Origin of the sequence: Luteibacter sp. E-22, assembly GCF_049913125.1 — a bacterium.
GTDB lineage: Bacteria > Pseudomonadota > Gammaproteobacteria > Xanthomonadales > Rhodanobacteraceae > Luteibacter.
In genome coordinates this window covers 2,625,449-2,650,609 of sequence record NZ_CP183975.1, presented here as the reverse complement: position 1 = coordinate 2,650,609, position 25,161 = coordinate 2,625,449, and the positions used below count along the sequence as shown (strand labels likewise).

The following is a 25,161-nucleotide window of genomic DNA, read 5'->3' as shown; positions in this document are numbered from 1 at the left end:
CGGTTTACGCCGTTTCGTGATTAGCGCCGCGTGAAGCCGGCGTGCGGCGGTTTTCATCCGCGAATCCCGTTACGATGCGGCCCATGTTTCCCTTGCCCAAGACGGCTACCGCGCCGTTCTGCCCGTCGGAAGTCGCCGGGTCCATCGTCGTTCCCTTCGACCTGCCCTGGTGGAAAAAGGCCGCGCGCTTCGCCGGCCCCGGCCTACTGGTTTCCGTCGGGTATATGGACCCGGGCAACTGGGCCACCGATATCGAGGCGGGTTCGCGGTTCGGCTATCGACTGCTGTTCATCGTGCTGCTTTCCAGCCTCGCCGCCATCGTGCTGCAGTGCCTGGCCGCGCGGCTGGGCATCGCCATCCAGAAGGATCTCGCCCGGCTATCGAGCGAGCGCTATCCGAAGGCCATCGGGCGCATCCAATGGGTATTCGCGGAGATATCGATCATTTCCTGCGACCTCGCCGAAGTGCTCGGGAGCGCCCTGGCGTTCAAGCTGCTGTTCGGGGTCTCGTTGCCCGTCGGCGTCGCCTTGACGGCGCTGGATACCTTCATCGTCCTCGGCTTGCAGGGCAGGGGCTTCCGCCGCATCGAATCGATCATCCTCGGACTGGTCGGCACCATCGGCATCTGCTTCGTGGTGCAACTGTTCCTGCTCGGGCCGAACTGGGCCGAGGTCGCGGCGGGATTCGTTCCGTCGTGGCACGCCGTGTCCGCGCAGGAGCCGCTCTACCTGGCGATCGGCATCCTCGGCGCCACGATCATGCCGCACAACCTTTACCTGCATTCCTCGATCGTGCAGACGCGCGCGGTGTCTGGAGAGGAAGGCAAGCGTGCGGCGATCCGCCTGACCCGCGTGGATACCATCTGCTCATTGAGCCTGGCCTTGCTCATCAACGCGGCGATCCTGATCGTGTCGGCGACCGCGTTCCATGCCAGCGGGCGCACGGACATCGCCGACATCGGCGATGCGTACCAGTTGCTCGCTCCCATCGCGGGAACCACCGTCGCCGCCGTGGCTTTCGCCATCGGCCTGTTCGCTTCGGGCCAGAGCTCCACCTTTACCGGAACCATCGCGGGACAGGTGATCATGGACGGATTCCTTCAACTGAAGATCCCTTGCTGGCAACGCCGGCTTGTCACGCGAGGGCTGGCGATCATTCCCGCCTTCATCGGCGTGATGACCATGGGCGACCGTGCGATCGGCGCCTTGTTGGTGGCCAGCCAGGTCGTGCTGAGCATCCAGTTGCCCTTCGCCATGTATCCGCTGATCCGATTCACCGACGACCGGGCCCTGATGGGCGGCTTCGTCAACACACGCCTGGTGTCGTGCACGGCATGGTGCCTCTTCGTGGTTATCTCGGCGGCGAACGTCTGGCTCGTGGCTCAGGTGTCGGGGCTCGCGTGACGCGGGACATACAAATGCATCACGCGGAGCCGCGCAGTCTCGGCTGCCGATGCCACCAACGGCCTCCCTCTCGATCCTTGACCACACTCCCCGGAGGAGACCAAGTCATGCCTGAGAAAAAGACCCTTGCCAAGGCACGGAAGGACAAGCGCGAAGGAAAGTCGCCCTCGACCCAAGCCGGGGAATTCGTGCACGAGGAAATCGAGCATGTGCGCGAAGGCAAGCACGGTGCCCGGTCGGCCAAGCAGGCGATCGCCATCGGCTTGTCCAAGGCGCGGCGGGCCGGCGTGAAGAACAAGCCGGCGAAGACGGCGAGCAAGGCCACGAAGAAGAAGGCGGTGCAGGATTCGCGTGCGGCCACCCGGAAGCGGTCCACCGGCACGGCGGCGAAGAAGTCCACGGCACGCAAGCGCGCGGCGGGCACATCGGCACGTAAGTCCACGGCCAAGAAAGCGACGGCGAAGAAATCGGCGCCGCGCTCGCAGGCGACCACCAGGGCGTTGAAGCGTGAAGGACATTCCGCCGCGTCCAAGCGCGCGTTATCGGTCCAGGGCCGCAAGAGCGCCGCGAAGCGCACGTCGTCGAGCCGGTCGGCGGCTGCCAAGAAGGCGGCACATACGAAGGGCGCGGCGGTAAGGAAGTCGGCGGCCAAGAAGGCCGCTCGAACGAGGGCGCGCAAGGCGTCCTGACAGCCGAAGGCCCGCCGCGAGGCGGGCCTTCTTTATATTTGCATGACGGAGCGCGGCCCGGTCGGGGCGAATCGCGTTAGACCGAATCGCCGCTCAGGCGGCTGGCGACTTCGCCCAGCCAGTCGTAACCGTCCATCTCGCCGCCAAAGAGGTCGAGACCGCCGTGGGTGTCCGCGACGCGGTAGCCAGCGGAGTATTCGAAGGTCGTGATGCCGTATTCGTTGCGCAGTTCGTTCATGGTCTTGTCTCCCAGTCGTTAAGGACCGGATGTTTCAATCCTCTGGCGCCGACGCCGCCGGTCTCTGGCGTGGCGTGGACCTTACGCTGCCGGGGCGATCCCAAGAAGAGGCGCCGGGCGATTGGTCCGTTTCGTTTGGTGAACAATCGGTTCGTTAGTCTTTCGTCACGCACCCAGCGGTTCGAATTTCTGAACTAACGAGTTTCCTACGAGCCCTTTCTATGGGCGGCTTGCGGCTTTACAAGGCCTTCCAAGCATTAAAACCTTGGACATCCGGTGTAAGGAAAAGGTTCAAAGAAATTTCCGATGGGGGCCATAAGTCATGCCTATCGGAATCCTTACCGTGCCCTTTCGTTCGCCGTTCCGGACGTATCCGTTAACCCTAGTTTAACTCAAGGGGCTGCCCGTCGCTACCCGTGGGGCTGAACGGCTCCCTACGCCGCTTCGGGATCGGCTGTGGGGTGGCTAGAATCCACGGTCCACCCGGCGTCGCAAGCCGGTTCAGTCATCGTAAGAGGAAGGCCCATCATGAAGTCTCGCGCCGCGGTTGCCTGGGAAGCAGGAAAGCCCTTGTCCATCGAAGAAATCGACGTCCAGGGCCCGAAGGCGGGTGAGGTGCTGGTGCGCATCGTCGCCACCGGCGTATGCCATACGGACGCGTACACACTTTCCGGCGACGATCCGGAAGGTGCGTTCCCGGTGATCCTGGGCCACGAAGGGGGCGGCATCGTCGAGGAGGTGGGTGAAGGCGTGACCTCGCTCAAGCCGGGCGACCACGTGATTCCGCTCTATACGCCGGAGTGTGGCGAGTGCAAGTTCTGCCGCTCGGGCAAGACCAATCTCTGCCAGAAGATCCGCGTGACCCAGGGCAAGGGCGTGATGCCTGACGGCACCTCGCGCTTTTCGCTGGGTGGCAAGCCGTTGCTGCACTACATGGGCACCAGCACCTTCAGCGAATACACCGTGCTGCCGGAGATCTCGCTGGCGAAGATCAACAAGGACGCCCCGCTGGAGAAGGTCTGCCTGCTCGGCTGCGGCATCACCACGGGTATCGGCGCGGTGCTCAACACGGCGAAGGTCGAGCCGGGCTCCACCGTGGCCGTCTTCGGCATGGGCGGCATCGGCCTGTCCGTGGTGCAGGGCGCGGTCATGGCCAAGGCCAGCCGGATCGTGGTCGTGGACACGAACCCGTCGAAGTTCGAGATGGCGAAGATGCTCGGCGCCACCGATTGCATCAATCCGCGCGACTACCCGGGCACGCCGATCCAGCAGGTGATCGTCGACCTCACCGACGGCGGCGTCGACTATTCGTTCGAGTGCATCGGCAACGTGGACGTGATGCGTGCCGCGCTGGAGTGCTGCCACAAGGGCTGGGGCGAATCGATCATCATCGGCGTCGCCGGCGCGGGCCAGGAGATCCGCACGCGTCCGTTCCAGCTGGTGACCGGGCGCGTGTGGCGTGGCTCTGCCTTCGGTGGCGTGAAGGGCCGCAGCCAGTTGCCCGGCTTCGTGGACCGCTACATGGGTGGCGAGATCAAGATCGACCCGATGATCACGTATACGATGGGACTGGAAGACATCAATCGCGCCTTCGACCTCATGCACGAGGGCAAGGCCATCCGCTCCGTCATCCTCTATTGAGTCCCTCGATGAACGAAACGATCGATCTGATCCGCCGCTATTACGACGCCTTCAACCGCGGCGACTGGGCCTCGATGCTGGCCCTGCTCGACGAACATGTCGTGCACGACATCAACCAGGGTGGACGCGAGCCCGGCCGCGACCGCTTCGCCGCTTTCCTGCAGCGCATGAACATGAGCTACAGCGAGCAGTTGAAGAACATCGTGGTGATGGCCAACGAGACCGGTACGCGTGCCGCCGCGGAATACGTGGTCCATGGCGTGTACAAGGCCACGGACGAAGGACTGCCGCTGGCCCAGGGCCAGAGTTATGTCCTTCCGGGCGGCGCGTTCTTCGAAGTGTCCCGGGGCCGCATCACCCGGATCAGCAACTACTACAACCTGGAAGACTGGCTGGCCCAGGTGCGCCGGGTGGAAGTCGACTGACACCTTGAAGTGCCGGAAGACGGGCCGCAGGTCTGCTGCGACCCGTCTTCCACAAGGTTGCGCCATGGCCTGGACCAATCCGCACTACGACCGTTCGAAGGCGCACCACGCCCCGGAAGGCTTCCGCAACCTCGAGCCCGATACCCGCGAGCCGGGTGGCCTGCAGCGCTGGCGCAAGGAGCGCAAGGAACAAGGCCTGCCGCGGCCGCCCATGGAGGGATACGATGCGTTCGTCCGTCGCTGGTGGCAGCGCGCGGATATCGGCGGTACCGACGATGCCGCCTGGTGGCTTGGGCACGCGACCGCACTCGTCCGTCATCGCGGCCTGACCGTGCTCACCGATCCGGTGCTGGGACAGCGCGCTTCTCCTGTGTCGTTCGCGGGTCCGTCGCGCCGGACCCCGTCACCGGCGGACGTCGCCGGCCTGCCGCAGGTCGATGTCGTGCTGATTTCGCACAACCACTACGACCACCTCGATGCGGGCACGGTGCGCGCACTCTCGCGTCGCTTTCCGCAGGCAGTGTTCCTCGTGCCGCTGGGCTTGAAGGCCTGGTTCGACCGCCGGCGCATCGGCAACGTCCGCGAACTGGACTGGTGGGAAAGCACGGACGTGCGTGGCGCGATATTCACCTTCGTCCCCGCCCGGCACTGGAGCGCGCGGACACTGTGGGACCGCAACCGTTCGCTCTGGGGTGGTTGGGTGATGGCGCAGGAGAGTTTCCGCTTCTGGTTCGCGGGCGACACGGGCTATTCGGACAAGCTGGCCGAGATCGGGCGCCGCGCCGGCCCGATCGACCTCGCCGCGATTCCGATCGGCGCGTATGCGCCACGCTGGTTCATGCGTGGCCAGCATGTCGATCCGGCGGAGGCGCTGCGCCTGCATCGGGAAATCGGCTGCAAGCGTTCGATCGCGATCCATTGGGGCGCGTTCGAACTGGCCGACGACCAACTGGACGAGCCACCGCGCCTGCTGGGGGAAGCGCTCGCGGAGGCGGGGATGGGAGCGGACGAATTCATGTTGCTCAACATCGGCGGCCGAATTGCGCTCTAATGGCGGCCCTCCCGCCGCATAGCCGCCTCCCCATGCCGTTCCATGAATTTCGCCTCGAAGGCGATTACGTCGAGCTCAATCTCCTGCTGAAACTGACCGGCATCGCCGCCAGTGGCGGCGAAGGCAAGCACATGGTCGCTGACGGCCTGGTCACGGTCGACGGCGCGGTCGAGCTGCGCAAGACCTACAAGGTCCGCGCCGGCCAGGTCGTGACGATCGGCGACAACGAGATCAGCGTGCTTCCCGAGATCGATTGAACCGGGGCTTTGAAAAAGCCATGCAGCCCGGTAGATGGGGCGTGATGTTCGGGCATCGCGATGCCCGAAGTCAGAACTCCGCTTTCAAACCATCGAAGGCGTCTTGCAGAAATTCGGCTACGGGCTTCCGCGTGCCGGTCTGCTCCCGCCATGCCTGAAGCGCGAGTCTCATCGCGCCCGTGGCAACCACGGCCACCATCTGAAGCGCCGGGCGACGCTCGGGCTGCCGCCAGACCTCGCACAACGCGTTGAAGAGCGCCTGTTCCTGTTCCAGGTAGCGCACCTGCTTACGCGCTAGCAGCGACTCGCTCGACCGCATGAGGTTGTCGATGGTTGTCATTTGCTCGGTCGTGTAGCGCGCGATGTGCTTCACCATCACGTCGCGGACCGCTTCAAGCGGCGGCACGTCGGGCGACGTCTTCAGCAGGTCGGCGATCAGCTTGGCCGAATCCACTTCCTGCCAGAACAAGATGATGTCGTCCTTCGATTTGAAGTACGAAAAAAAGGCACGGCGCGAAATACCGGCTTCCGCCGCAATGGCGTCCAGCGTCGTGCCTTCGTAGCCGTTGGCCAAGAACAAGCGCTGCCCGGCCTCGGCGACGCGTTGACGTGTTTCGCGGCGCTTGCGTTCCCGCAAGCCTTCCGTGGGCGTAGCGCCCAAAGAGGGGGAGATATCCGACATTGGCATGGCCTCTTGCATTTATGCACTGAGTGCAGTAAAAGTTGCACTTGATGCAAATATATATGCACTTAGTGTACGTATCCTTCCCTATGCAAGGCAAGAACATGGCTAACTGGACTGCTTCGGATATCCCTGCCCAGAAAGGACGCTCGGCCGTTATTACGGGAACGAGAGGACTTGGCTTTGAGACCGCGCTGGCTCTGGCACGGGCGGGCAGCGAGGTCATCCTCGCGGGTCGCAATCCTGGGAGGGGCGCAGAAGCGGTCGCCAGCATTCGCAGCGAAATCCCGCTGGCGAATGTCCGCTTCGAGCAAGTCGACCTGGCGAGCCTCGCGTCCATTGCAGAGTTCACGGCGCGGCTTCGAGGTCAGAGAAAGAGTCTTGATCTGCTCGTCAACAATGCGGGCGTGATGAGGCCACCGAAGCGGCTCGAAACCGTCGATGGTTTCGAGCTGCAACTGGGCACCAATTATCTCGGCCACTTCGTTTTGACGGCACAGCTCATGCCGTTGCTGCGCCATGGAACGGGTGCACGCGTGGTCACGCTGTCGAGCATCGCCGCGCGCGGGGGGGCGATTGATTTCGATGATCTGCAAGCTCAACGGCGCTATGCATCCATGCAGGCTTACAGCCAATCGAAGCTCGCCTGCCTGATGTTTGCTTTCGAGTTGCAGCGGCGCAGTGAAGCCGGTGGCTGGGGCGTGGCCAGCATGGCCGCGCATCCCGGCCTTTCGCGTACCGATCTCCTGGCCAGTGCGCCTGGTGGCAATGGCCGCATCGGCATTGTCCTCAGGCTCTTGCGCCCGGTCATGATGCAACCTGCATGGCAAGGCGCGTTGCCAACGCTGTTCGCGGCAACAGCCCCTGAAGCGAAAGGTGGCGGCTACTACGGGCCGGATCGGGTAAGCGAAACCCGTGGCTATCCCACCTTGGCGAAGAGACCTCCGAAATCGCTGGACACGCACGTTGCCGGGCGGTTGTGGGTGGAGTCCGAACGGCTGACCAGAGCGGTATTTCCCACGGGAGACGATCAGGGGGCCTCTGCATCAGCCCATGTCGTCAAGCCTCTGCGTGCATGAAGCGGCCGCCGGTACGTGAAACGAAAAGACCCGGCGCCATGAGGCGCCGGGTCTTTTCGTTCATGCGCTGGCGATCACATGCCCGACGTGGAGGACTTCGCCGGTTCGGTCGTGTCGGTGCTGCTCTTCTTGTGTTTCTTGTGGGTCGACTTCATGGAATCGCTGGCGCCGGATTTCATCGAGTCGTGGCTCATCGAATCCTGGCTCATGGAGTCGCCGGTTTTCTTCATCGAGTCGTGGGTCGTCTGCGTCGGGGTGGCGGCGGTCGACGCAGGCGTGGGGGAAGGTGTCTGCGTGGCGCTTTGGGCGAGGGCCGCGCCGCTCACGGTCATACAACCAGCCAGCATGGCGAGGATCAGTTTCGTGTTGCGCATGACGAAATCTCCTGGAACTTGTGGCGCCTGGGGAACATCGCGATGCATGGCGCGAAAGCATCGCTCCCGGTAAGACCGTAAGACCGGCCCTTGCGGGGTTTGCTGACGCTATTCCTTTTTCGATGAATGTTGCTCTTGCAAAGCAGCAATTCGCAGGGAACCGTTCAGGAGAAAATTAGCCACGGTTAAGTGACGGCAAGGGTCGTGCCACGCAAGAGTTGGATCACCTAGTGGAAGTCGCGCGACACGGAGGCCATGGCCGGCAGCAGATCGCTGAAATCGTGCAGCCGGCTCGCCACGAGGTGGTGCACACCGTCGATCGATTGCCATTGCCCGTCCACGGCGAGCAATACGGCATCGAGCAAGGCCTGGCGACAGGCTTCTGCGACCTTCGGCCTTACGATCACGTTGACTTGGCCGGTTTCATCCTCCAGCGTGACGAAGGTGATCCCGCTGGCGGTCTGCGGCCGCTGGCGCACGGTCACCAGGCCTGCGTGGCGCAGCCAGGCGCCATTGCGTTGCCGCGCGAGATCGCTGGCCCGGCGTGCCCGCCTCGCCAGCAAGTTCTTGCGAATGAGACCCAGGGGATGCGCGGCGAGTGAAAGGCCATGCGTGGCGTAGTCGGCGAAAACGTTTTCCGCGAGCGTGGGTGGGCGCAGCGTGGGACGTGCCTCGGCCACGGCGTCGATCAAGGGCAGGCTGCGTTCGATGCCGGAACTCTCCCAACGCGCGCGGTGGCGATGTCCGCTGAGCAGGCGCAGTGCGCCGGCATCGGCGAGGCGCTCGCGTTCGAAGCGGGTCAGGCCGGCGCGGCGGGAAAGATCGGCCAGGTCGCGCAGGGGCGCTTCCGCGCGTGCGGCCGCGATGCGCGTGCCGAGTCCGGCGGACAACCCATGGATCAGGCGCAGGCCGAGCCGCAAGGCGAACTTGCCCGGCTTCCTTTCGATGGGTTCGAGCGTGCAGTCCCAGTCACTGGCGGTGACATCGGGCGGCCGTACTTCCACGCCGTGCCGGCGGGCGTCGGCGATGAGTTGCGCGGGTGCATAGAAACCCATCGGCTGGCTGTTGAGCAGCGCACAGGTGAAGATTTCCTGGTGGTGGCACTTCAGGTACGACGAGGCGTAGGCGATCAGGGCGAAACCGGCCGCATGCGATTCGGGAAAGCCGTAGCTGCCGAAACCCTGGATCTGGTCGATGATCTGCTGGGTGAACTCGGGGGAATAGTTGTTCTTCGCCATGTTGCGGCGAATTTTCGGCTCGAATTTTTCCAGGCCGCCACGGCGCTTCCACGCCGCCATGGAACGGCGCAACTCATCCGATTCGCCGGCCGTGAAATCGGCCACCACTTGCAGGAGCGCCATCACCTGCTCCTGGAAGATCGGCACGCCAAGCGTGCGCTGGAGCACGTCGCGCACGCCGGGCTCGTAGGCAATATCTTCCTTGCGCAGCTTTCGCCGCTGCAGGAAGGGGTGGACCATACCGCCCTGGATGGGCCCCGGGCGAACGATCGCGACCTGGATCACCAGGTCGTAGTATTCCTTCGGCCGCAGGCGCGGCAGCATCGACATCTGCGCGCGCGATTCGATCTGGAACACGCCCACCGTGTCCGCTTCCTGGATCATCGCGTAGGTCGGGCCATCGTCCATGGGAATGTCGGCGATGCGGCGGTAGTCGATGCCTTGGTGCTCGCGCAACAGGTCGATCGCCTTGCGCATGCAGGTGAGCATGCCCAGGGCGAGGCAGTCGACCTTGAGCAGCTTCATGGTTTCCAGGTCGTCCTTGTCCCACTGGATGATCGTGCGATCGTTCATCGCGGCGTTCTCCACCGGCACGAGGTGATGCAGCGGCGTATCGGAGATGACGAAGCCGCCCACGTGTTGCGACAGGTGGCGTGGCATGCCGCTGAGTACTTCCACCAGCACCATGAGCTGGCGGATGGTGCGGTTGGTGACATCGAAGCCTCGTTCGCTCAGGCGCTGGGCGATGGATACCTCGCCATGCGCATGCGAATAGGCGCGGCTCAACTGGTCGAGCTGGTCTTCGGAAAGACCCAGTGCCCGGCCCACGTCACGTGCGGCGCTCTTGTGCCGGTAGCTGATGACCGTGGCGGCGAGCGCGGCGCGGTCGCGTCCATACTTGTTGAACACGTACTGCAGGACTTCCTCGCGTCGCTCGTGTTCGAAGTCCACGTCGATATCGGGTGGCTCGTCGCGTTCGATCGAGATGAAGCGTTCGAACAGGGTGGATATCTGCGAGGGGTTCACCTCGGTGATGCCCAGGCAGAAGCAGACCACCGAATTGGCCGCCGAGCCACGGCCCTGGCAAAGGATGTTCTTCGAGCGCGCGAAGTGGACGATGTCCTGCACGGTGAGGAAGAAGGCCTCGTATTTCATGCGGGCGATGAGTTCGAGTTCCTTCTCGATGCGCTCGACGATCGAGGGCGCGACACCGCCGGGCCAGCGCGTGGCGGCGCCTTCATAGGTGAGCTGGCGCAGGTAGGCCGGTGGATCGAGGCCTTCCGGAACCAGCTCGCGTGGGTAGACATAGTTGATGTCACGCAGGTCGAAGCCGGTGCAGCGCGCGGCGACGACGAGGGTTTCATCGATGATGTCGCGTGGGTAGATGCGGGCGATCGTCTCGCGTCGGCGCAGGTGGCGCTCGCCGTTGGGAAACAGGTCGTGCCCGGCCTCGGATACGGGCTTGTTGAGCCTGATGGCGGTCATGATGTCCTGCAACGCGCGCCGGCGGCGACGGTGCATGTGGACGTCCCCCGCGGCGACGCAGGGCAAGCCGTGGCGTTCGCCCATCTCGCGCAGGGTCGCCAGTTCGGCATCGTCGTGCTGGCCACGGTGCAGTTCCACGGCGAGCCAGGCACGGCCATGGAAATGGGCCGACACCCAGGCCGCGCGCGCTTCATGCGTGGCCGCATCGTTGGCGGCGAGGGGGCCGGGTGCCCAGAGCACGCCGAGGCCCGGCCCGAGGGATTCGAAGTCGCCACGGTTCAACTCATAGTGTCCCTTCGCCGCGCGACGCCGGCCGAGCGTGATGATCCGGCACAATTCGGCGTAGCCCGCCTGGTTCTCCACCAGCAGGACGATCACGGTGCCGTCGGTGAGGCGGAGTTCGCTACCGACGATGAGGGGAACGCCGGTTTCCAGCGACGCTTCCAGGCCGCGCACGATGCCGGAAAGCGAGCACTCGTCGGTGATGGCGAGCGCCGCATAGCCGATGTCCCTTGCCCGCTCGAACAACTCGCGCGCACTGGATGCGCCACGCTGGAAACTGAAGTCGCTGAGCGCGTGCAGTTCGGCATAGGCGGGGACGGCGGTGTCCTCGTCGTTGGCGGGCGTCAGGTGGGATGTGTCGATCTTCATGGTGAAGAAGGGATCAGGCGAACCAGCCGTGCAGCATCCAGCCGTCGAGGGTGCCGGGGGGCAGGTAGGCCCAGGCTTGCTGTCCGTGCACGGTGCGCACGATGTAGTAATCGCGCCGCGCGTCGTTTCCATCCCACCAGCCGCTTTCGATGCGCTCGGGGCCGGCGAGGAGGGCCGCCGGGTCGGGACGCATCGGTATCGGTCGCGGCAACAACCAGAGCGGCCGGCGCCGACGCGGCAGCGAGACCGTGGCACCGGGCGTGCCGTAGCGCGAGGCTCGTTCGGGGCGATGATCGGCCACCAGCGCGATCTGGCGCAGCGCCGCGTTACCCAGGCGCGCGCGCAGGCGTTCGTCGAGCGTGGGCCAATCGAGGCCGTCCCCGTGGATCGGTTCGAACAGGTCGCGCAGCGGTGGCCGGAACACCGGCAGTTCTTCGGCATCGAGTTCGATCGCGCGCGCCGGGGCGGGCAGCGTGGTGCGTTCCAGCCGCGTACGGGCCAGTTCGAACAGGCGCTCGGCATCGCGTTGCGGCGCGGCCATGGCGACCACGACGCGGGTGGATTCGCCGCGTGCATGGTCGAGGGTGAGTGTGAAACGCTGTACGCCTCCGTCGCGGGCGGCCAGCAGGTTCGCCAGCGTGCGGGTGAGGCGGCGCAGGGGAAACAGCAACGGCTGGCTGCCATCCAGTTCGCCGTCGAACTCGATCTTCTGGCGGAAATGGGCCGGTGGCTGCCAGGCGGGCAGGGCGTCGGCGGCTTCCCCGCGAATGCGATCGAGCCAGTTCACGCCTTCGCGGCCGATGCGCCGGGTGAGTTCCGGGCGTGGGAGGCGGAAAACCTCCTCCAGGCGGCGAAAGCCCATGGCATGCAGCGATGTCACCGTGGCGACGGGCAGACCGCTCTGGTCCAACGGCAAGGCGCCCAGCATGCGTCGCACCCCTTCGCGCTCCGGCAGCACCATGCCGTCGGCATGGGCGGCGAACACCCAGGAAGCGGCGGCGAACGGCGTCGCCGCCAGGGTATGCGCGTGTCCTTGCGCGGAGAGCCCGCTACGCAAGCGTTCGGCCAGCACGGGCCAGCCATCGAACAGACGCAAGCTGGCGCCGACTTCCATCAGGATCGCGTGCGGTGGCACCAGGCTCACATGGCCACTGAACTGGTAGCACCAGGCGGCTAGTTCGGCGAGCAGCCGGCCTTCCGCATCGGGATCGCGTGGGCGCACTTCCAGGGAAGGACACAAGGCACGTGCGGCGGCGAGACTCTGACCACGGCGTACACCGAAGGCGCTGGCTTCGGCGTTAGCCGCGGCGATCAGGCGTTGGCGGGCCCGATGGTCGAGCAAGGCAGAGGGGCCTGCCTCCGGTGTCGCGGCGAAGGCGGCGGAGAACGCCAGGCCGGGAAAGCGGAGACAGGCCCAAAGCATGACTGCGTAGGAGAAGCGACGACGGCGCGTCCGTCATGACGGCGTGGAAAACGCGGCGTCATGAAGGAAACCATCAGGCCCGCATGCGCAGCAGTGGAGCGGTGGTGGTCAGCAGGCCACGCGACTTGAGCACGTCCACATAAGTGGCCTCGTCGCTGTTGCTGACCTTGAGCCGCAGCGCAGCCGGGCTGTTCTGCGCGGCGTGTGCGGCGGGACGGAAAATCATGGCGCAGGCGTCGCCGCTTTCGGCGGCCAGTTGCAAGCGCCGCAGGCTGCGGTAATCGATATCCGGCAACCAGCCGACCACGGCACCGCAGCAACCCGAACGCAGGCACTGTTCCATGCTCCAGGCGGCTTCGGTGCTCCCGGCCTGGATCTCATGCAGGAAACGAAGGTCCACACCCGCGGCGGCAAGGGCGGGTGCATAGGGCAGGTAAGGCGGCGCGACGAAGATCACCCGGCGGTGCTCCTGGGTGAGTGCCGCCAGTGCAGGCATCACCAGGTCCAGTTCACCGAGGCCATCGTGTTCGAACAGGATTTCGCTGAGCGCGCCTTGCGGCCAGCCTCCACCCGGAAGCTTGGCATCCAGCGAAGTCCAGCCCGTGGACAGGGCGCGCACGCGCGGCTGTCGGTCGGCGGAACGGCGCCAGATACCGGGATGGTCGAGCACCTGGGCGAGGGTCGGAGTGGCGATGGCGTTCATGGTCAGGTCCTGCGGATGATGCCGACGTAACGCCCTTCGATGGCGAACGCGTGGCGGCGAGGGTCGACTTCGATCGGCGCGAAGTCGGGGTTTTCGGGCAATAACAGGAGACGGTCGCGTTCGTGCTTCAACCGCTTCACGGTGACTTCGTCGTCGAGGCGGGCCACGACGATCTGGCCGTCGCTGGCGGTGGCCGTCTTGTGCACGGCCAGAAGGTCGCCGTCGAGGATGCCGACATCGCGCATGCTCATGCCGACGACGCGCAGGAGGTAGTCGGCGCGCGGCCGGAACAGCGCGGGGTCGACTTCCAGTTGCGCCTCGATGTTTTCCTCGGCGAGGATCGGCGAACCGGCGGCGACGCGGCCGACCAGCGGCAGGTCGTTCGCGGCGGCCATGCGCATCAGCGCGGCGTTGCCGGCCGGAAGGCGCAACCCGCGATGTTGCGGCGAACGCTCCAGCACGCCCTTGCGTACGAGGGACTCCACGCATGCCTGGGCGGAGCTGTGGCTGGAGAAGCCGAGGGCATCGGCGATCTCCCGCAGCGTCGGCGGCAGGCCTTGCGTCTGCAGGTATTCCTGCAGGAAGGCGAGGGTCTTTTGCTGGCGCTCGGTAAGGGTAGGTGTCGACATGCGTACATTTGTACAGGTGTCGATGAAGCGGCGCAAGGGGGAAATCGTGTCGTGCCTTCCGGTGGGAGCCGACCTTGCCCTGCCTGGTGGGAGCCGACTTGTCAGCGATCCCGCGGCGGCGGGCCGGTTCTTCGTGCTTCATTCGGCTCGGCTTCGCCCTCGCGTTCGTTGTGTGCGTGGCGGGGGAGCTGCCGGGCGTCCCCCTCGGCGCGCCAGGCGGCGCCGGCCCTTGGGGAAGGAAAGCCGCTGCGCGGCCGTGTTTGATGGCTGGCGCCCCTGCGGGCTCGGACGGTCGGGCGGGGGTTTTCGATTCGGCTCCTGCCTCAGCGAAAACGATCGGCCGTCCAGGCCGATCCCCTGCGGGCCTTGTCCGCCCGGCCGTCCTCGGTGCCTCATGTCGCGCCGAGGGGGACGCCCGGCAGCTCAGTCACGACCGCGGTGGGTTGAGGGGAAAGAGCGAAGGTCGTCGCACGCCGCACGCCGCACACCGCACACCGCACACCGCGACACCGCGACACCGCGACACCGCAAAGCACCGCCCCCTGTTTGACCGCCACATCCTGGTGGGAGCCGACTCTGTCGGCGATCCCGCGGCAGCGGGCCCGGTTGAGGCAAGCACCCATCGCCGACAGAGTCGGCTCCCACCAGAGCGACGGCCACCCGAATGGCGGGTGTTGCTTGTGCCGCACGACACCTCAGTGCTCGGGAGAGCCGTCGGCCGCCACCCTCGTCGCGAGGTGTGGAACCGAGGAGCGCCGGGCGAAAAGGCCCGTAGGGGGCCGGCCTGGACGGCCGGCCGTTTTCGCTGAGGCACGGAGGCCGAATCGAAAACCCCGCCCGGCGCGACGGGCGCGACGGGGCGCAGCCATCAGACACGGCCGCGCAGCGGCCTCCTTTCCCGAGCGACGGTGTAACCGGAGCGACGAGGGTGGCGGCCGACGGCTCTGCCCCACACAACCCAACGCGAGGGCGAAGCCGAGCCCAGCCCAGCCCTTTAGCAAGAAACAAAACACGTCAAAGGACTTGCACGTTTATGCACGTTTTCATACATTGATGCGCATTCGCCATCCATGGAAGTCCGCATGAAGCCTGCGCGCGCCACCCGATTGATCTTTCTCCTTTCCGGCATCGGCATGGCCAGCTGGGCTCCGATGGTGCCGTATGCCAAGGCGAAGCTCGGGCTCGACGATGCGACGCTCGGCCTGGTGCTCCTGTGCATGGGCTGCGGGGCGGTCGCCGCCATGCCCCTGGCGGGGTTCCTGACCAACCGTTACGGGAACCGCGATGTCATCGGTGTCAGCGGATTGCTGGTCTGCGTGGCTTTGCCCCTGCTCACACTCGCTTCCAATGCTTATTGGCTCGGTGCCGCCCTGTTGTTCTTCGGTGCCGCGCTGGGCGTTGTCGACGTGGCCATGAATGCCCACGCGGTGGACGTGGAAAAGCATGCGGGCAAACCGATGATGTCGGGCTTCCATGGCCTTTTCAGCGTAGGCGGCCTCGTCGGTTCGGCAGGCATGGCGGCACTGTTGAAGGCGGGTGCGCCGCTGACCGGCAGCGCGTTGGCCGTGTCGGCGGCCTTGCTCGTCATCGTCGTGACGCAATGGAGGCACTTCCTGGTTCGACTCGACGATTCCGACCAGTCGCATTCCATTTTCCGCGTGCCCTCGGCATCGGTATTCCTGCTGGGCTTCCTCTGCCTGGTGGTGTTCCTCGCCGAAGGCGCGATGCTGGACTGGAGCGCGGTGTTCCTGCGTTTCTCGCGCGGATTCGATCCTTCGCTGGCTGGCCTGGGTTATGCCGCATTCTCCATCGCGATGGCTTGCGGCCGCCTGCTCGGCGATCGCATCACGGCCTCGGTGGGGCCAGTGACGATCGTGCGCGTAGGTGCCCTCCTGGCCGCGCTCGGCTTCTTCCTTGCCACTGCCTTGCCCTGGGGACCGGCTGCGATGTTGGGCTTCATCCTGGTAGGTATCGGCGCATCGAATATCGTCCCCGTGCTGTTCAGCGCGGCTGGTCGCCAGCCGGGCACGTCGCCTGGGATCGCCATCGCCACGGTCACGTCGCTGGGTTACGCGGGCATGCTCGCCGGCCCGGCGGCCATCGGCTTCGCCGCCCACCTGAGCAGCCTGTCGCTGGCCCTTTGCGGGGTGGCTGTGTTGCTCGTGATCGTATCAACCTGCGCGTCCATCGCGCGCCGCTAAGGATCGTTTCATGCATAGCAAACGTGATGTCGTCATCTTCGATTTCGGCGGTGTCCTGATCGACTGGAATCCGCGCTACCTCTATCGCAAGTTGTTCGGCGACGACGAGGCGGCGATGGAAGCCTTCCTGGCCGAGGTGACCACGCCGGAATGGAACCTGCAGCAGGACGCGGGCCGCTCCTGGGACGAGGCGGTGCGCCTGCTCACCGCGGAGCATCCCAGCAAGGCCGAACTCATCGCGGCCTACCAGCACCGTTGGGAGGAAACACTCGGCGGCGCGATCGACGATAGCCTGCATATCCTGCGCGAATTGAAAGAGGCCGGGCATCCTCTCTATGGCCTCACCAACTGGTCGCACGAGACCTTCCCCTTCGCCCGAGAGCGCTTCGATTTCCTCGCCCTTTTCAATGGCATCGTCGTCTCGGGCGAGGAGGGCACGATCAAGCCCGACCCGAAGCTCTACCAGACCCTGCTGGAGCGCTACGACATCGATCCGTCGCGTGCGGTGTTCATCGACGACAACAAGGTCAACGTGGATGCCGCCGAAGCGCTGGGCATCCATGGCATCCACTTCCACACGCCCCGGCAACTTCGTGCGGAGTTGATCGAACTGGGTTTCCTTCCGGCATGAATGCGCCGCTCGATACGACGCTGCCCCGCGAACGCGAACAGCTGATCCTCGAGCGCTTGCGCCGCGAAGGCAAGGTCGTCGCCGCCGACCTCGCACAGGAGTTCCGCGTATCGGAGGATTCGATCCGGCGCGACCTGCGCGACCTGGCCGCGCAAGGGCTGTGCCGCCGCGTTTATGGCGGTGCCTTGCTCGCGGTGAATATCCCTCCGCTGGGCGAGCGTCACGGCGAGCGGGCGGAACTCAAGCGCGAACTCGCGCGGACGGCGATCGGCCTCGTCGGGCGCGGGCAGATACTGTTCATCGACGCGGGTTCGACCAATACCGCGCTGGCGAAGATGTTGCCGGAAAACCATGACCTCACCGTGGTGACGAATGCGCCGGACGTGGCATTGGCGGTGCTCGGCCGTCCCGGTTTCGATGTGATCGTGCTGGGGGGGAAGCTCGATCCGGCCATTGGTGGCGCGATCGGTTCGCGAACGGTTCGCCAGGCACAGGACATCCGCGCGGACCTCTGTTTTCCAGGGGTGTGCGCCATCGATCCCGAGCGTGGGCTATGGACCTACGACGAGGAAGAGACGGTGTTCAAGCAGGCGATCATCGAGGCGAGCGGTGAGACGGTGGCGATCGCCACGCCGGACAAGCTGGTGGCGTCGGCGACGCACCATACGGTGCCGATCACCGGTATCGCGCACCTGGTGGTGGCGGCGGATACGGATGCGGCGGTGGTGGAGCGGTATCGCGCGGCTGGCGTGACGGTGCATAGGTAGGTCGATCGCCGCTGAAGCGGCTCCCGCCAAGCCGCGACAACCTGGTGAGAGCCGACCCTGTCGGCGATGGGGGACAAGACAACCCGACAGGATGAGACGGCCCTCAGGACCGCCTCACCGCCTTCTCGTCTCGCTTGCTTCAACCCGCCTTTTTCTTGGCCAAACGCAGCCAGGTGTCGACCACGGTGTCCGGATTGAGCGACATCGATTCGATGCCCTGTTCCATCAGCCACTCCGCCAGATCCGGATGATCGGAGGGGCCCTGGCCGCAGATGCCGACGTACTTGCCCTTGTCGCGTGCCGTCTTGATCGCCATGGCGAGCAGCTTCTTCACCGCTGCGTCGCGTTCGTCGAACAGGTGGGCCACGATGCTCGAATCGCGATCCAGGCCAAGGGTGAGCTGGGTGAGGTCGTTCGAACCGATGGAGAAGCCGTCGAAGATGTCGAGGAATTCATCCGCCAGCAGGGCGTTTGACGGCACCTCGCACATCATGATCACCTTCAGGTCGTGCTCGCCCTGGACGAGACCGTTCTGGCGAAGCACCTCGATCACCTTGCGGCCCTCGTCGAGCGTTCGCACGAAGGGAATCATCACCCACACATTGGTGAGGCCCATGACCTCGCGCACGTACTTGGCGGCCTTGCATTCCAGCGCGAACGATGCGGCGAAGCCCGGATCGACATAACGGCTGGCGCCGCGGTAGCCGATCATCGGGTTCTCTTCGTGCGGTTCGTAGCGCGAACCGCCGATCAGGCCGGCGTACTCGTTCGACTTGAAGTCGGACAGGCGCACGATCACCGGCTTCGGGTACACCGACGCGGCAATGGTCGCGATGCCTTCGGCGAGGCGATCGACGTAGAAGGAGACCGGGTCCTTGTAGCCCTGGATACGGGCGTCGATGCGAGCCTTGGTTTCCGCATCCTGTTTGCCGTATTCCAGCAAGGCCTTCGGATGCACGCCGATGTGGCTGGCGATGATCATTTCCAGGCGTGCCAGGCCGATGCCGGCATTGGGCAGCATGCCGAAATCGAAGGCGCGTTCGGGGTTGGCCACGTTCATCATGATCTTCAGCGGCGCTTCCGGCATCGCGCCCAGGTCGGCGGTGATGCGGTCGAACTTCAGCGTGCCCTCGTAGATCGTGCCGGTGTCGCCTTCAGCGCAGGAGACGGTGACTTCCGCGCCGTCGGGAATCGTCTCCAGCGCGTTGCCGCAGCCGACCACGGCCGGCACGCCCAACTCGCGGGCGATGATCGCCGCGTGGCAGGTACGACCGCCGCGATTGGTCACGATCGCCGCGGCACGCTTCATCACCGGCTCCCAGTCGGGATCGGTCATGTCAGCCACGAGCACGTCACCGGGCTGGACCTTGTTCATGTCGGCGAGCGAGCGGATGACGCGGGCCTTGCCGGCACCGATCTTCTGGCCGATGGCGCGGCCCTCGGTGAGCACCTTGCCCTTTTCGTTGAGCTGGAAGCGCTCCAGCGTGGTCGCGTGGTCACGCGATTTCACCGTCTCCGGACGTGCCTGCACGATGTAGAGCTTGCCGGTGTGACCGTCTTTCGCCCACTCGATGTCCATCGGGCGGCCGTAGTGCTTCTCGATGACGAGCGCCTGGCGCGAGAGCTCTTCCACGTCGGCATCCGCGATGCAGAAGCGATGACGGTCGTCGACCGGCGTCTCCTCGATGCGCACGCGCTCGCCCGGCTGGTCGGAATAGACCATGCGCTGTTGCTTCGCGCCGAGGCTGCGGCGGAGAACGGCCGGCTTGCCTTCGCGCAGCGTGGGCTTGAAGACGTAGAACTCATCCGGGTTGACGGCGCCCTGGACGACCATCTCGCCCAGGCCGTACGAGCCGGTGACGAAGACCACGTCGCGGAAGCCGGATTCGGTATCCAGGGTGAACAGCACGCCGGACGCGCCGACGTCGGAACGAACCATCAGCTGCACGCCGGCGGAAAGGAACACGTCTTCGTGCTTGAAACCCTGGTGCACGCGATAAGCGATGGCCCGGTCGTTGTAGAGCGAGGCGAAAACCTCCTTCACCTTATGCAGGACATCGTCGATGCCGACGACGTTGAGGAAGGTTTCCTGCTGGCCCGCGAACGAGGCGTCCGGAAGGTCCTCGGCCGTGGCGGAGGAACGCACGGCCACCGCGATATCGGTGGCGCCGGCGTCCTTGCACAGCTTGATGTAGGCATCGCGGATGGCTTGCTCGAGGTCGGCGGGCAGGGCGGTATCGACGATCCAGCCACGGATCTCCTTGCCGCCCCGGGTCAGTTCGTCCACATCGTCCACGTCCAGCGTGGCCAGGCGCTCCTGGATACGCTTCGCGAGGCCGCTCTTCTCAAGGTAGGTCTGGAAGGCGTCGGCCGTGGTGGCGAAACCGCCAGGTACGGAGACACCTAGTTTCGCCAGATTGCCGATCATCTCGCCAAGGGAGGCGTTCTTGCCGCCCACCTTGCCCAGGTCGGTCATGCGTAGCGCGTCGAGCCAAAGTACCAGGTCGCTCAAGGGAAGATCCTCACAATCGGTTCGTCGGTTTTGCGGCGGGCCGCGCTAGAAAATCCATACATTGTCGGGGGGTGGTCGGCGCCGAAACAAGGCGCGATGCACAAACGTTCAGCGATGATGCGGGGTGGATTGTTATCGCGGCGTCTTGAGCTAAGGTGCATCCATGGACCACCGCAGGGAAAATGACCGATGCGTCGCACCGTGTTCTTCATCTCCGACTCCACCGGCATCACGGCCGAGACCATCGGCAACAGCATGCTGGCCCAGTTCGAGGGGGTGCAGTTCGATACCCACCGGCTGCCCTTCATCGACAACCCGGCCAAGGCCGAGGCGGCCTGCCTGCGGATCAAGACCAAGTACGCCCAGGACGGCCAGCGTCCCATCGTGGTCAATACCATGACTTCGCGGACGTTATGCGACATCGTGGCAGGCAGCGGGGCGCTGATGCTCGACGTCTTCGCCCCGTTCATCGATCCCCTGGAGGCGGAACTGGGCGCGAAGCAGTCCGGCGCGGTCAACCGCTCGCACGGTCTGGTCGATTTCGAGCGCTACGAGGCCCGTATCGAGGCCACCAACTACGCCCTGGCCCACGACGACGGGTTGGACGTGGACTACAACCAGGCCGACGTGGTGCTGGTGGGGGTCTCCCGCTCGGGCAAGACGCCCACTTGCCTCTACATGGCCTTGCATTACGGCGTCTGCGCCGCCAATTATCCGCTCACGGACGACGACCTCGACAAGCTGGAGCTGCCGACGCGTCTACGCCCTTATCGCAGCCGGTTGTTCGGTCTCACCATCGACCCGATCCGCCTGGCGCAGATTCGCGAGCAGCGCCGTCCCGGCAGCCGCTACGCCACGCTGAAGCAGTGTCGCTGGGAACTCGAACAGGCCGACAGGCTGATGCGACGGGAGAACATCCCGGTCCTCAACACGACGCACACCTCGATCGAGGAGATTTCGAGCAAGATCTTCGAGTACCTCGGTATCGAACGCCATATGTATTAGACGAGAACGTTTACGGAGCACCGCCACCCCCATGACCGCCGTCATCGAACGCCCCATCGCCCTTATCCCGGGACGCTTCGAGTTCCTGATGGGACTCTATGCCGAGAACTACCACCGGCTGGCACGGCTGTTCGCACCGCAGCGGCTGGCGCCGGGCCGGTATATCTCGGACGTGGACGATGGACTGAAGGTGCGCCTGGACGTGCAGGAGAAGCATCCGTACACGCTCGAACTCGAACTCACCTACGACTTCGTCGATGAAGCGACGGGACAGCCGTCACCTTCGGCGCAGCTGCGCATGTATACCGATGCGCACGTCGCGGAGGCCATGCATTGCCATCCGGGCCGCAAGCTGTGGCAGGTGCTGGGGCCGTTTCCGCCCGCGCGCACGGTGTTGCAGCACCGTCTGCGCATGAACGGCTTCCTCAGCCGCTGGCTGGAATACCTGGCCGAGCAGGGCCATTCGATCGGCACCCTCGAACGCCTGGGCGACGTCCCGGCCGAGTGACCGGCACCCGCCAAACCTTGAATTCAGGGCAAAAAAAACCCGCCGGAAGGCGGGATTCTCTTGGAAGTAATGGCGGAGCGGACGGGACTCGAACCCGCGACCTCCGGCGTGACAGGCCAGCATTCTAACCGACTGAACTACCGCTCCACACTACGTTCCACTTCCAACAACAACCAACTTCCTTCGTCCTTTACACTCTTCGGCGGACCGAAAAGTGGCGTCCCCACGGGGATTCGAACCCCGGTCGCCACCGTGAAAGGGTGATGTCCTAGGCCTCTAGACGATGGGGACGTACTAGAAGTTGGTGGAGCCAGCCGGGATCGAACCGGCGACCTCCTGCATGCCATGCAGGCGCTCTCCCAGCTGAGCTATGGCCCCCTGCTGGAAGCCGCAAAGATTACGTCCGACCCGTGACTTCGTCAAGCATTCGTTACATTTTTTTTGAATTTATTTTCGAAAAAAGGGGAATGCCGAGACCTGACGCGTACTTGCGGGGAAGTGCGTTCCACCACTTTCTTCGCCTCGTGTGCTTCGGTCGTGGCACACCGGTTAACCTGTCCTTCCATACCTACAGGGACAGGCATGCACGGCATCGTTTTCATCCAGGATCTGGCGACGGTGATGCTCGTCGCCGGACTCACGACGGTGCTTTTCCAGCGCCTCAGGCAGCCCGTGGTGCTCGGCTACATCATCGCCGGCGTGCTCATCGGTCCGCACACGCTGCCGGTGATCTTCATCCACGACGAGGAAACGATCCGGACCTTGTCCGAACTGGGCATGATCCTCCTGCTGTTCGCGCTGGGCCTGGAGTTCAGCCTGAAGAAGCTGCGCGCGGTGGGTGGCGCCGCCCTGGTCGCCGCCTTCGCCGAAATCGTGCTGATGGTCTGGATCGGCTACGAGATAGGGCGTTTCTTCGGCTGGTCGGCCATGGATTCGCTGTTCCTCGGCGCCATGCTTTCGATTTCCTCCACCACCATCATCATGAAGGCGCTCGAGGACCTGGGCCTGAAGCGCGAGCGCTTCGCCCAATTGATGTTCGGCATCCTCATCGTCGAGGATCTCCTGGCGATCGTGCTGATGGCCCTGCTGACCGGTATCGCCGGTACCGGCGGTGTCGAGGCGGGGCAGGCGCTGGCGGCGGTCGGCCGGCTAGGCCTCTTCATGGCGGTGTCGCTGGTGGTGGGGCTGTTGCTCGTGCCGCGCGTCGTCGACTACATCGCGCGGGTGAGCCGCAACGACGTGCTACTGGTGGCCGTGCTCGGCATCTGCTTCGGTTTCTGCCTGCTGGTGACGGAAATGGGCTACAGCGTGGCGTTGGGGGCTTTCATGATCGGCGCGATCGTCGCGGAATCGGAAAGCGTGACGCGGATCGAACGCATCGTGATGCCGGTGCGCGACATGTTCAGCGCGATCTTCTTCGTCGCCATCGGCATGCTGATCGACCCCGACCTCCTGCTGAAATATGCCTGGCCGATCACCGTGGTCACGATCGCGGTGGTCCTGGGCAAGGTCATCACCTGCAGTTTCGGCAGTTTCGTGGCGGGCAACGACGGGCGCACCTCGCTTCGCGTGGGCATGGGCCTGGCGCAGATCGGCGAATTCTCGTTCGTCATCGCCTCGCTCGGCCTGACGCTCAAGGTGACCAGCGATTTCCTCTATCCCGTGGCCGTGGCGGTATCGGCCATCACCACCTTCCTCACGCCTTACCTCATCCGTTCGTCGGACCCGCTGGCACGCTTCATGGGCCGGACCTTGCCGCCGCGCTTCACGGGCGTGTTCGCCGCCTATACGGAATGGATGGGCAACCTCGGCCTGCAAGGGCAGGGCGCCGTCGTGATGAAGATGATCCGCCGGCTGGTCTGGCACGTGATCATCAACACGGCCCTGGTGGTCGCCGTGTTCATCATCGTGGCCTTCGTCTATCGCCGCGGCTTCCTGCACCTGGACATGTTCAGCGACCGGCCGACGGTGCAGCGCAGCCTGGCCTGGTCCATCGCGGCGCTGCTCTCCCTGCCGATGGTCGTGGCCACCTACCGCAAGGCGGGAGCCCTGGGCATGCTGCTGGCGGAGCTGTCCATTCCCGACCGGTTCGGCGCGCGTACCTACACGATCCGCTCGGTGCTGGGCCGGATCATCCCCCTGGTGGCCATGCTGGTGATGGGCCTGCTGGTGGCGGCGCTGGCCTCGACCATCCTGCCGCCCCGGGAGGTCGCCCTGGTCCTGGTCCTGATCGGGATAGGCCTCACCTGGCTGCTCTGGCGGGTGCTGGTCCAGGTCCACGCCCGGCTCCAGGCCGCCATCCGCGATACCCTGGAAAAGCCGGGGCAGGACCACCCCGAGTGACCCAGTCCTCATTTCGACGAAAGGTTCCTGAACTTTTCATGTGAAACCTTGTCTTTCGCCCCGTCATTGCAAGCAGGGCGCGAACCACCGCACAATGGCGTTTCCGCCTCCACAAGGAGGTGTACCGGCGGCGTCGCCGATCTTTCTAGAGAGGGAGTACCGAATGAAGCACTTTTTGCGTCCCACGATGACGGCCGTCGCCCTGGCGGTTGCGCTGGGTACGGCCGCGGGCGCATCCGCCCAGGCCGCCAAGCCGGCTGCCTCCGCGGCACCGGTCGATAAACAGAAGGCCAGCTATGTCGTGGGTTGGGACCTCGCCAGCTCGCTTCCGCCGCTCGTCGCGAAGGAAGTCGATGCCGCCACGGTCGCCAAGGCACTGCAGGCTGCGCTGTCGGGCCAGAAGCCGACCATGTCGGAAGCCGAGGCCAAGTCGGTTCGCGAAGCGTTCGTCGCCCAGCTGAAGGTCAAGGCCGAGGCCGAGTACAACAAGGTCGCCGCCCAGAACAAGCAGGAAGGCGATGCATTCCTGGCCAAGAACAAGTCGGCTGCCGGCGTGAAGGTCACGTCCTCGGGCCTGCAGTACCAGGTCGTCCAGGCCGGTACCGGTCAGCGTCCGGGTCCGAACGACACCGTCACCATCAACTACACCGGCACCTTCGTGAATGGCGAGAAGTTCGACTCCTCGGCCGATCACCAGCCGGCGGGTCCGGCCCAGATCCCGCTCGCCGCGGTGATCCCGGGCTTCCGCGAGGGCCTGCAGCTGATGCAGACCGGCGGCAAGTACAAGCTGTTCATCCCGTCGAACATCGCTTACGGCGCCAAGCCGGAAAACGGCTTCCCGCCGAACGCGACGATCATCTTCGACGTCGAACTGCTCAAGACCGGCCCGACTCCGGCTGGCCAGGGCCCGGGTGCTCCGGGTGCCGCGCCGCAGGGTGGCAAGTAAGCCTTAAAGGCTTACCGGCAATATCGAAAGGGCGCGGAGCAATCCGCGCCCTTTTTCTTTGCGACACCCTGGCTTCTTTCCGACTGCCTGGATTCTTGCCACACCCTGGTGGGAGCCGACCTTGTCGGCGATCCCGCGGCAGCGGGCCAGGCTGAGGCAAGCACCCATCGCCGACAAGGTCGGCTCCCACCAGGTCGGCCCACACGGGGCGGTCCTATCAAGGCTGCCCAGCAAGGCTGGTTCCCACAGGGGCGGCGAGGCACTTGGTTTGTTTGCCGCG

General features: G+C 65.0%; 22 protein-coding genes and 3 tRNA genes. 14 read left to right on the top strand and 11 right to left on the bottom strand.

Going from position 1 to position 25,161, the window contains the following annotated elements:
- Nucleotides 1–83 precede the first annotated feature (83 nt).
- Both ACN9M2_RS11875 and ACN9M2_RS11870 read left to right on the top strand, forming a co-directional pair.
- Entirely contained in the window at nt 84–1,403 is a 1,320-nt protein-coding gene (locus ACN9M2_RS11875) for an Nramp family divalent metal transporter (RefSeq protein ID WP_426284935.1), read from the top strand.
- Between the two features lie 107 nt (nt 1,404–1,510).
- Complete coding sequence (locus tag ACN9M2_RS11870) at nt 1,511–2,092, top strand: DNA-binding protein (protein WP_426284934.1); 582 nt, start codon at nt 1,511–1,513, stop codon at nt 2,090–2,092.
- A gap of 76 nt (nt 2,093–2,168) precedes the next feature.
- On the opposite strand, the gene ACN9M2_RS11865 is transcribed toward ACN9M2_RS11870, so the two are convergent.
- On the bottom strand, nt 2,169–2,330 hold the full coding sequence (locus ACN9M2_RS11865) for a hypothetical protein (protein WP_426284933.1): 162 nt from the start codon (nt 2,328–2,330) through the stop codon (nt 2,169–2,171).
- Between the two features lie 528 nt (nt 2,331–2,858).
- On the opposite strand from ACN9M2_RS11865, the gene ACN9M2_RS11860 reads away from it, so the two are divergent.
- The 4 genes from ACN9M2_RS11860 (at nt 2,859) to ACN9M2_RS11845 (ending at nt 5,704) form a co-directional block, all read left to right on the top strand.
- Nucleotides 2,859–3,971, top strand: a complete 1,113-nt coding sequence (locus tag ACN9M2_RS11860) for an S-(hydroxymethyl)glutathione dehydrogenase/class III alcohol dehydrogenase (RefSeq protein ID WP_426284932.1) — start codon at nt 2,859–2,861, stop codon at nt 3,969–3,971.
- A gap of 8 nt (nt 3,972–3,979) precedes the next feature.
- Entirely contained in the window at nt 3,980–4,396 is a 417-nt protein-coding gene (locus tag ACN9M2_RS11855; protein ID WP_426284931.1) for a ketosteroid isomerase-related protein, read from the top strand.
- A 64-nt stretch (nt 4,397–4,460) separates the two neighbouring features.
- On the top strand, nt 4,461–5,447 hold the full coding sequence (locus tag ACN9M2_RS11850; protein WP_426284930.1) for an MBL fold metallo-hydrolase: 987 nt from the start codon (nt 4,461–4,463) through the stop codon (nt 5,445–5,447).
- 32 nt (nt 5,448–5,479) lie between these two features.
- A complete protein-coding gene (locus tag ACN9M2_RS11845; protein WP_371023078.1) occupies nt 5,480–5,704 on the top strand; it encodes an RNA-binding S4 domain-containing protein in 225 nt (74 codons plus the stop codon).
- Nucleotides 5,705–5,774: 70 nt separating this feature from the next.
- On the opposite strand, the gene ACN9M2_RS11840 is transcribed toward ACN9M2_RS11845, so the two are convergent.
- Nucleotides 5,775–6,386, bottom strand: a complete 612-nt coding sequence (locus tag ACN9M2_RS11840; RefSeq protein ID WP_426284929.1) for a TetR/AcrR family transcriptional regulator — start codon at nt 6,384–6,386, stop codon at nt 5,775–5,777.
- Nucleotides 6,387–6,490: 104 nt separating this feature from the next.
- Between ACN9M2_RS11840 and ACN9M2_RS11835 the strand changes: the two genes are divergently transcribed.
- A complete protein-coding gene (locus ACN9M2_RS11835) occupies nt 6,491–7,465 on the top strand; it encodes an SDR family oxidoreductase (RefSeq protein WP_426284928.1) in 975 nt (324 codons plus the stop codon).
- A gap of 74 nt (nt 7,466–7,539) precedes the next feature.
- Here ACN9M2_RS11835 and ACN9M2_RS11830 read toward each other — a convergent pair whose 3' ends face one another.
- The 5 genes from ACN9M2_RS11830 to lexA all read right to left on the bottom strand — a co-directional run bounded on the left by ACN9M2_RS11830 (nt 7,540) and on the right by lexA (nt 13,968).
- Nucleotides 7,540–7,839 (bottom strand): hypothetical protein, encoded by a 300-nt coding sequence (locus ACN9M2_RS11830; RefSeq protein ID WP_426284927.1) that lies wholly within the window; start codon nt 7,837–7,839, stop codon nt 7,540–7,542.
- 227 nt (nt 7,840–8,066) lie between these two features.
- Complete coding sequence (locus ACN9M2_RS11825; RefSeq protein WP_426284926.1) at nt 8,067–11,213, bottom strand: error-prone DNA polymerase; 3,147 nt, start codon at nt 11,211–11,213, stop codon at nt 8,067–8,069.
- Nucleotides 11,214–11,226: 13 nt separating this feature from the next.
- Nucleotides 11,227–12,636, bottom strand: coding sequence for a Y-family DNA polymerase (locus ACN9M2_RS11820; RefSeq protein ID WP_426284925.1), 1,410 nt, complete (start codon nt 12,634–12,636; stop codon nt 11,227–11,229).
- Between the two features lie 73 nt (nt 12,637–12,709).
- Nucleotides 12,710–13,339 carry a translesion DNA synthesis-associated protein ImuA gene (gene imuA / locus ACN9M2_RS11815; protein ID WP_306850665.1) on the bottom strand — a complete coding sequence of 210 codons (630 nt, stop codon included), beginning with the start codon at nt 13,337–13,339 and terminating at the stop codon, nt 12,710–12,712.
- Between the two features lie 2 nt (nt 13,340–13,341).
- Entirely contained in the window at nt 13,342–13,968 is a 627-nt protein-coding gene (gene lexA, locus ACN9M2_RS11810) for a transcriptional repressor LexA (RefSeq protein ID WP_426284924.1), read from the bottom strand.
- A gap of 1,082 nt (nt 13,969–15,050) precedes the next feature.
- Here lexA and ACN9M2_RS11805 point away from each other — a divergent pair.
- Genes ACN9M2_RS11805 through ACN9M2_RS11795 form a run of 3 tightly spaced genes read left to right on the top strand, consistent with a single transcriptional unit; the run spans nt 15,051 to nt 17,567 of the window.
- Nucleotides 15,051–16,169 carry an MFS transporter gene (locus ACN9M2_RS11805; protein WP_426284923.1) on the top strand — a complete coding sequence of 373 codons (1,119 nt, stop codon included), beginning with the start codon at nt 15,051–15,053 and terminating at the stop codon, nt 16,167–16,169.
- A 10-nt stretch (nt 16,170–16,179) separates the two neighbouring features.
- Entirely contained in the window at nt 16,180–16,800 is a 621-nt protein-coding gene (locus tag ACN9M2_RS11800; protein ID WP_426284922.1) for an HAD family hydrolase, read from the top strand.
- Nucleotides 16,797–17,567 (top strand): DeoR/GlpR family DNA-binding transcription regulator, encoded by a 771-nt coding sequence (locus ACN9M2_RS11795; protein WP_426284921.1) that lies wholly within the window; start codon nt 16,797–16,799, stop codon nt 17,565–17,567. The genes ACN9M2_RS11800 and ACN9M2_RS11795 overlap by 4 nt, the downstream gene beginning before the upstream one ends.
- Before the next feature lie 139 nt (nt 17,568–17,706).
- Here ACN9M2_RS11795 and ppsA read toward each other — a convergent pair whose 3' ends face one another.
- The gene (gene ppsA / locus ACN9M2_RS11790; protein ID WP_426284920.1) at nt 17,707–20,079 is read right to left on the bottom strand and encodes a phosphoenolpyruvate synthase; all 2,373 of its coding nucleotides are present in this window, start codon (nt 20,077–20,079) and stop codon (nt 17,707–17,709) included.
- A 189-nt stretch (nt 20,080–20,268) separates the two neighbouring features.
- On the opposite strand from ppsA, the gene ppsR reads away from it, so the two are divergent.
- On the top strand, nt 20,269–21,084 hold the full coding sequence (gene ppsR / locus ACN9M2_RS11785; RefSeq protein ID WP_426284919.1) for a posphoenolpyruvate synthetase regulatory kinase/phosphorylase PpsR: 816 nt from the start codon (nt 20,269–20,271) through the stop codon (nt 21,082–21,084).
- A gap of 31 nt (nt 21,085–21,115) precedes the next feature.
- Nucleotides 21,116–21,592: a DUF1249 domain-containing protein gene (locus tag ACN9M2_RS11780; protein WP_426284918.1), complete on the top strand. Its 477-nt coding sequence runs from the start codon at nt 21,116–21,118 to the stop codon at nt 21,590–21,592.
- A 70-nt stretch (nt 21,593–21,662) separates the two neighbouring features.
- Here ACN9M2_RS11780 and ACN9M2_RS11775 read toward each other — a convergent pair.
- From ACN9M2_RS11775 to ACN9M2_RS11765, 3 genes are all read right to left on the bottom strand, one after another.
- Nucleotides 21,663–21,739, bottom strand: a tRNA-Asp gene (locus ACN9M2_RS11775).
- A gap of 68 nt (nt 21,740–21,807) precedes the next feature.
- A tRNA-Glu gene (locus ACN9M2_RS11770) sits at nt 21,808–21,883 on the bottom strand.
- A gap of 11 nt (nt 21,884–21,894) precedes the next feature.
- A tRNA-Ala gene (locus tag ACN9M2_RS11765) sits at nt 21,895–21,970 on the bottom strand.
- Nucleotides 21,971–22,174: 204 nt separating this feature from the next.
- On the opposite strand from ACN9M2_RS11765, the gene ACN9M2_RS11760 reads away from it, so the two are divergent.
- The gene (locus tag ACN9M2_RS11760) at nt 22,175–23,935 is read left to right on the top strand and encodes a cation:proton antiporter (RefSeq protein WP_426284917.1); all 1,761 of its coding nucleotides are present in this window, start codon (nt 22,175–22,177) and stop codon (nt 23,933–23,935) included.
- Between the two features lie 163 nt (nt 23,936–24,098).
- Complete coding sequence (locus ACN9M2_RS11755; RefSeq protein ID WP_306846304.1) at nt 24,099–24,881, top strand: FKBP-type peptidyl-prolyl cis-trans isomerase; 783 nt, start codon at nt 24,099–24,101, stop codon at nt 24,879–24,881.
- Nucleotides 24,882–25,161: the final 280 nt, after the last annotated feature.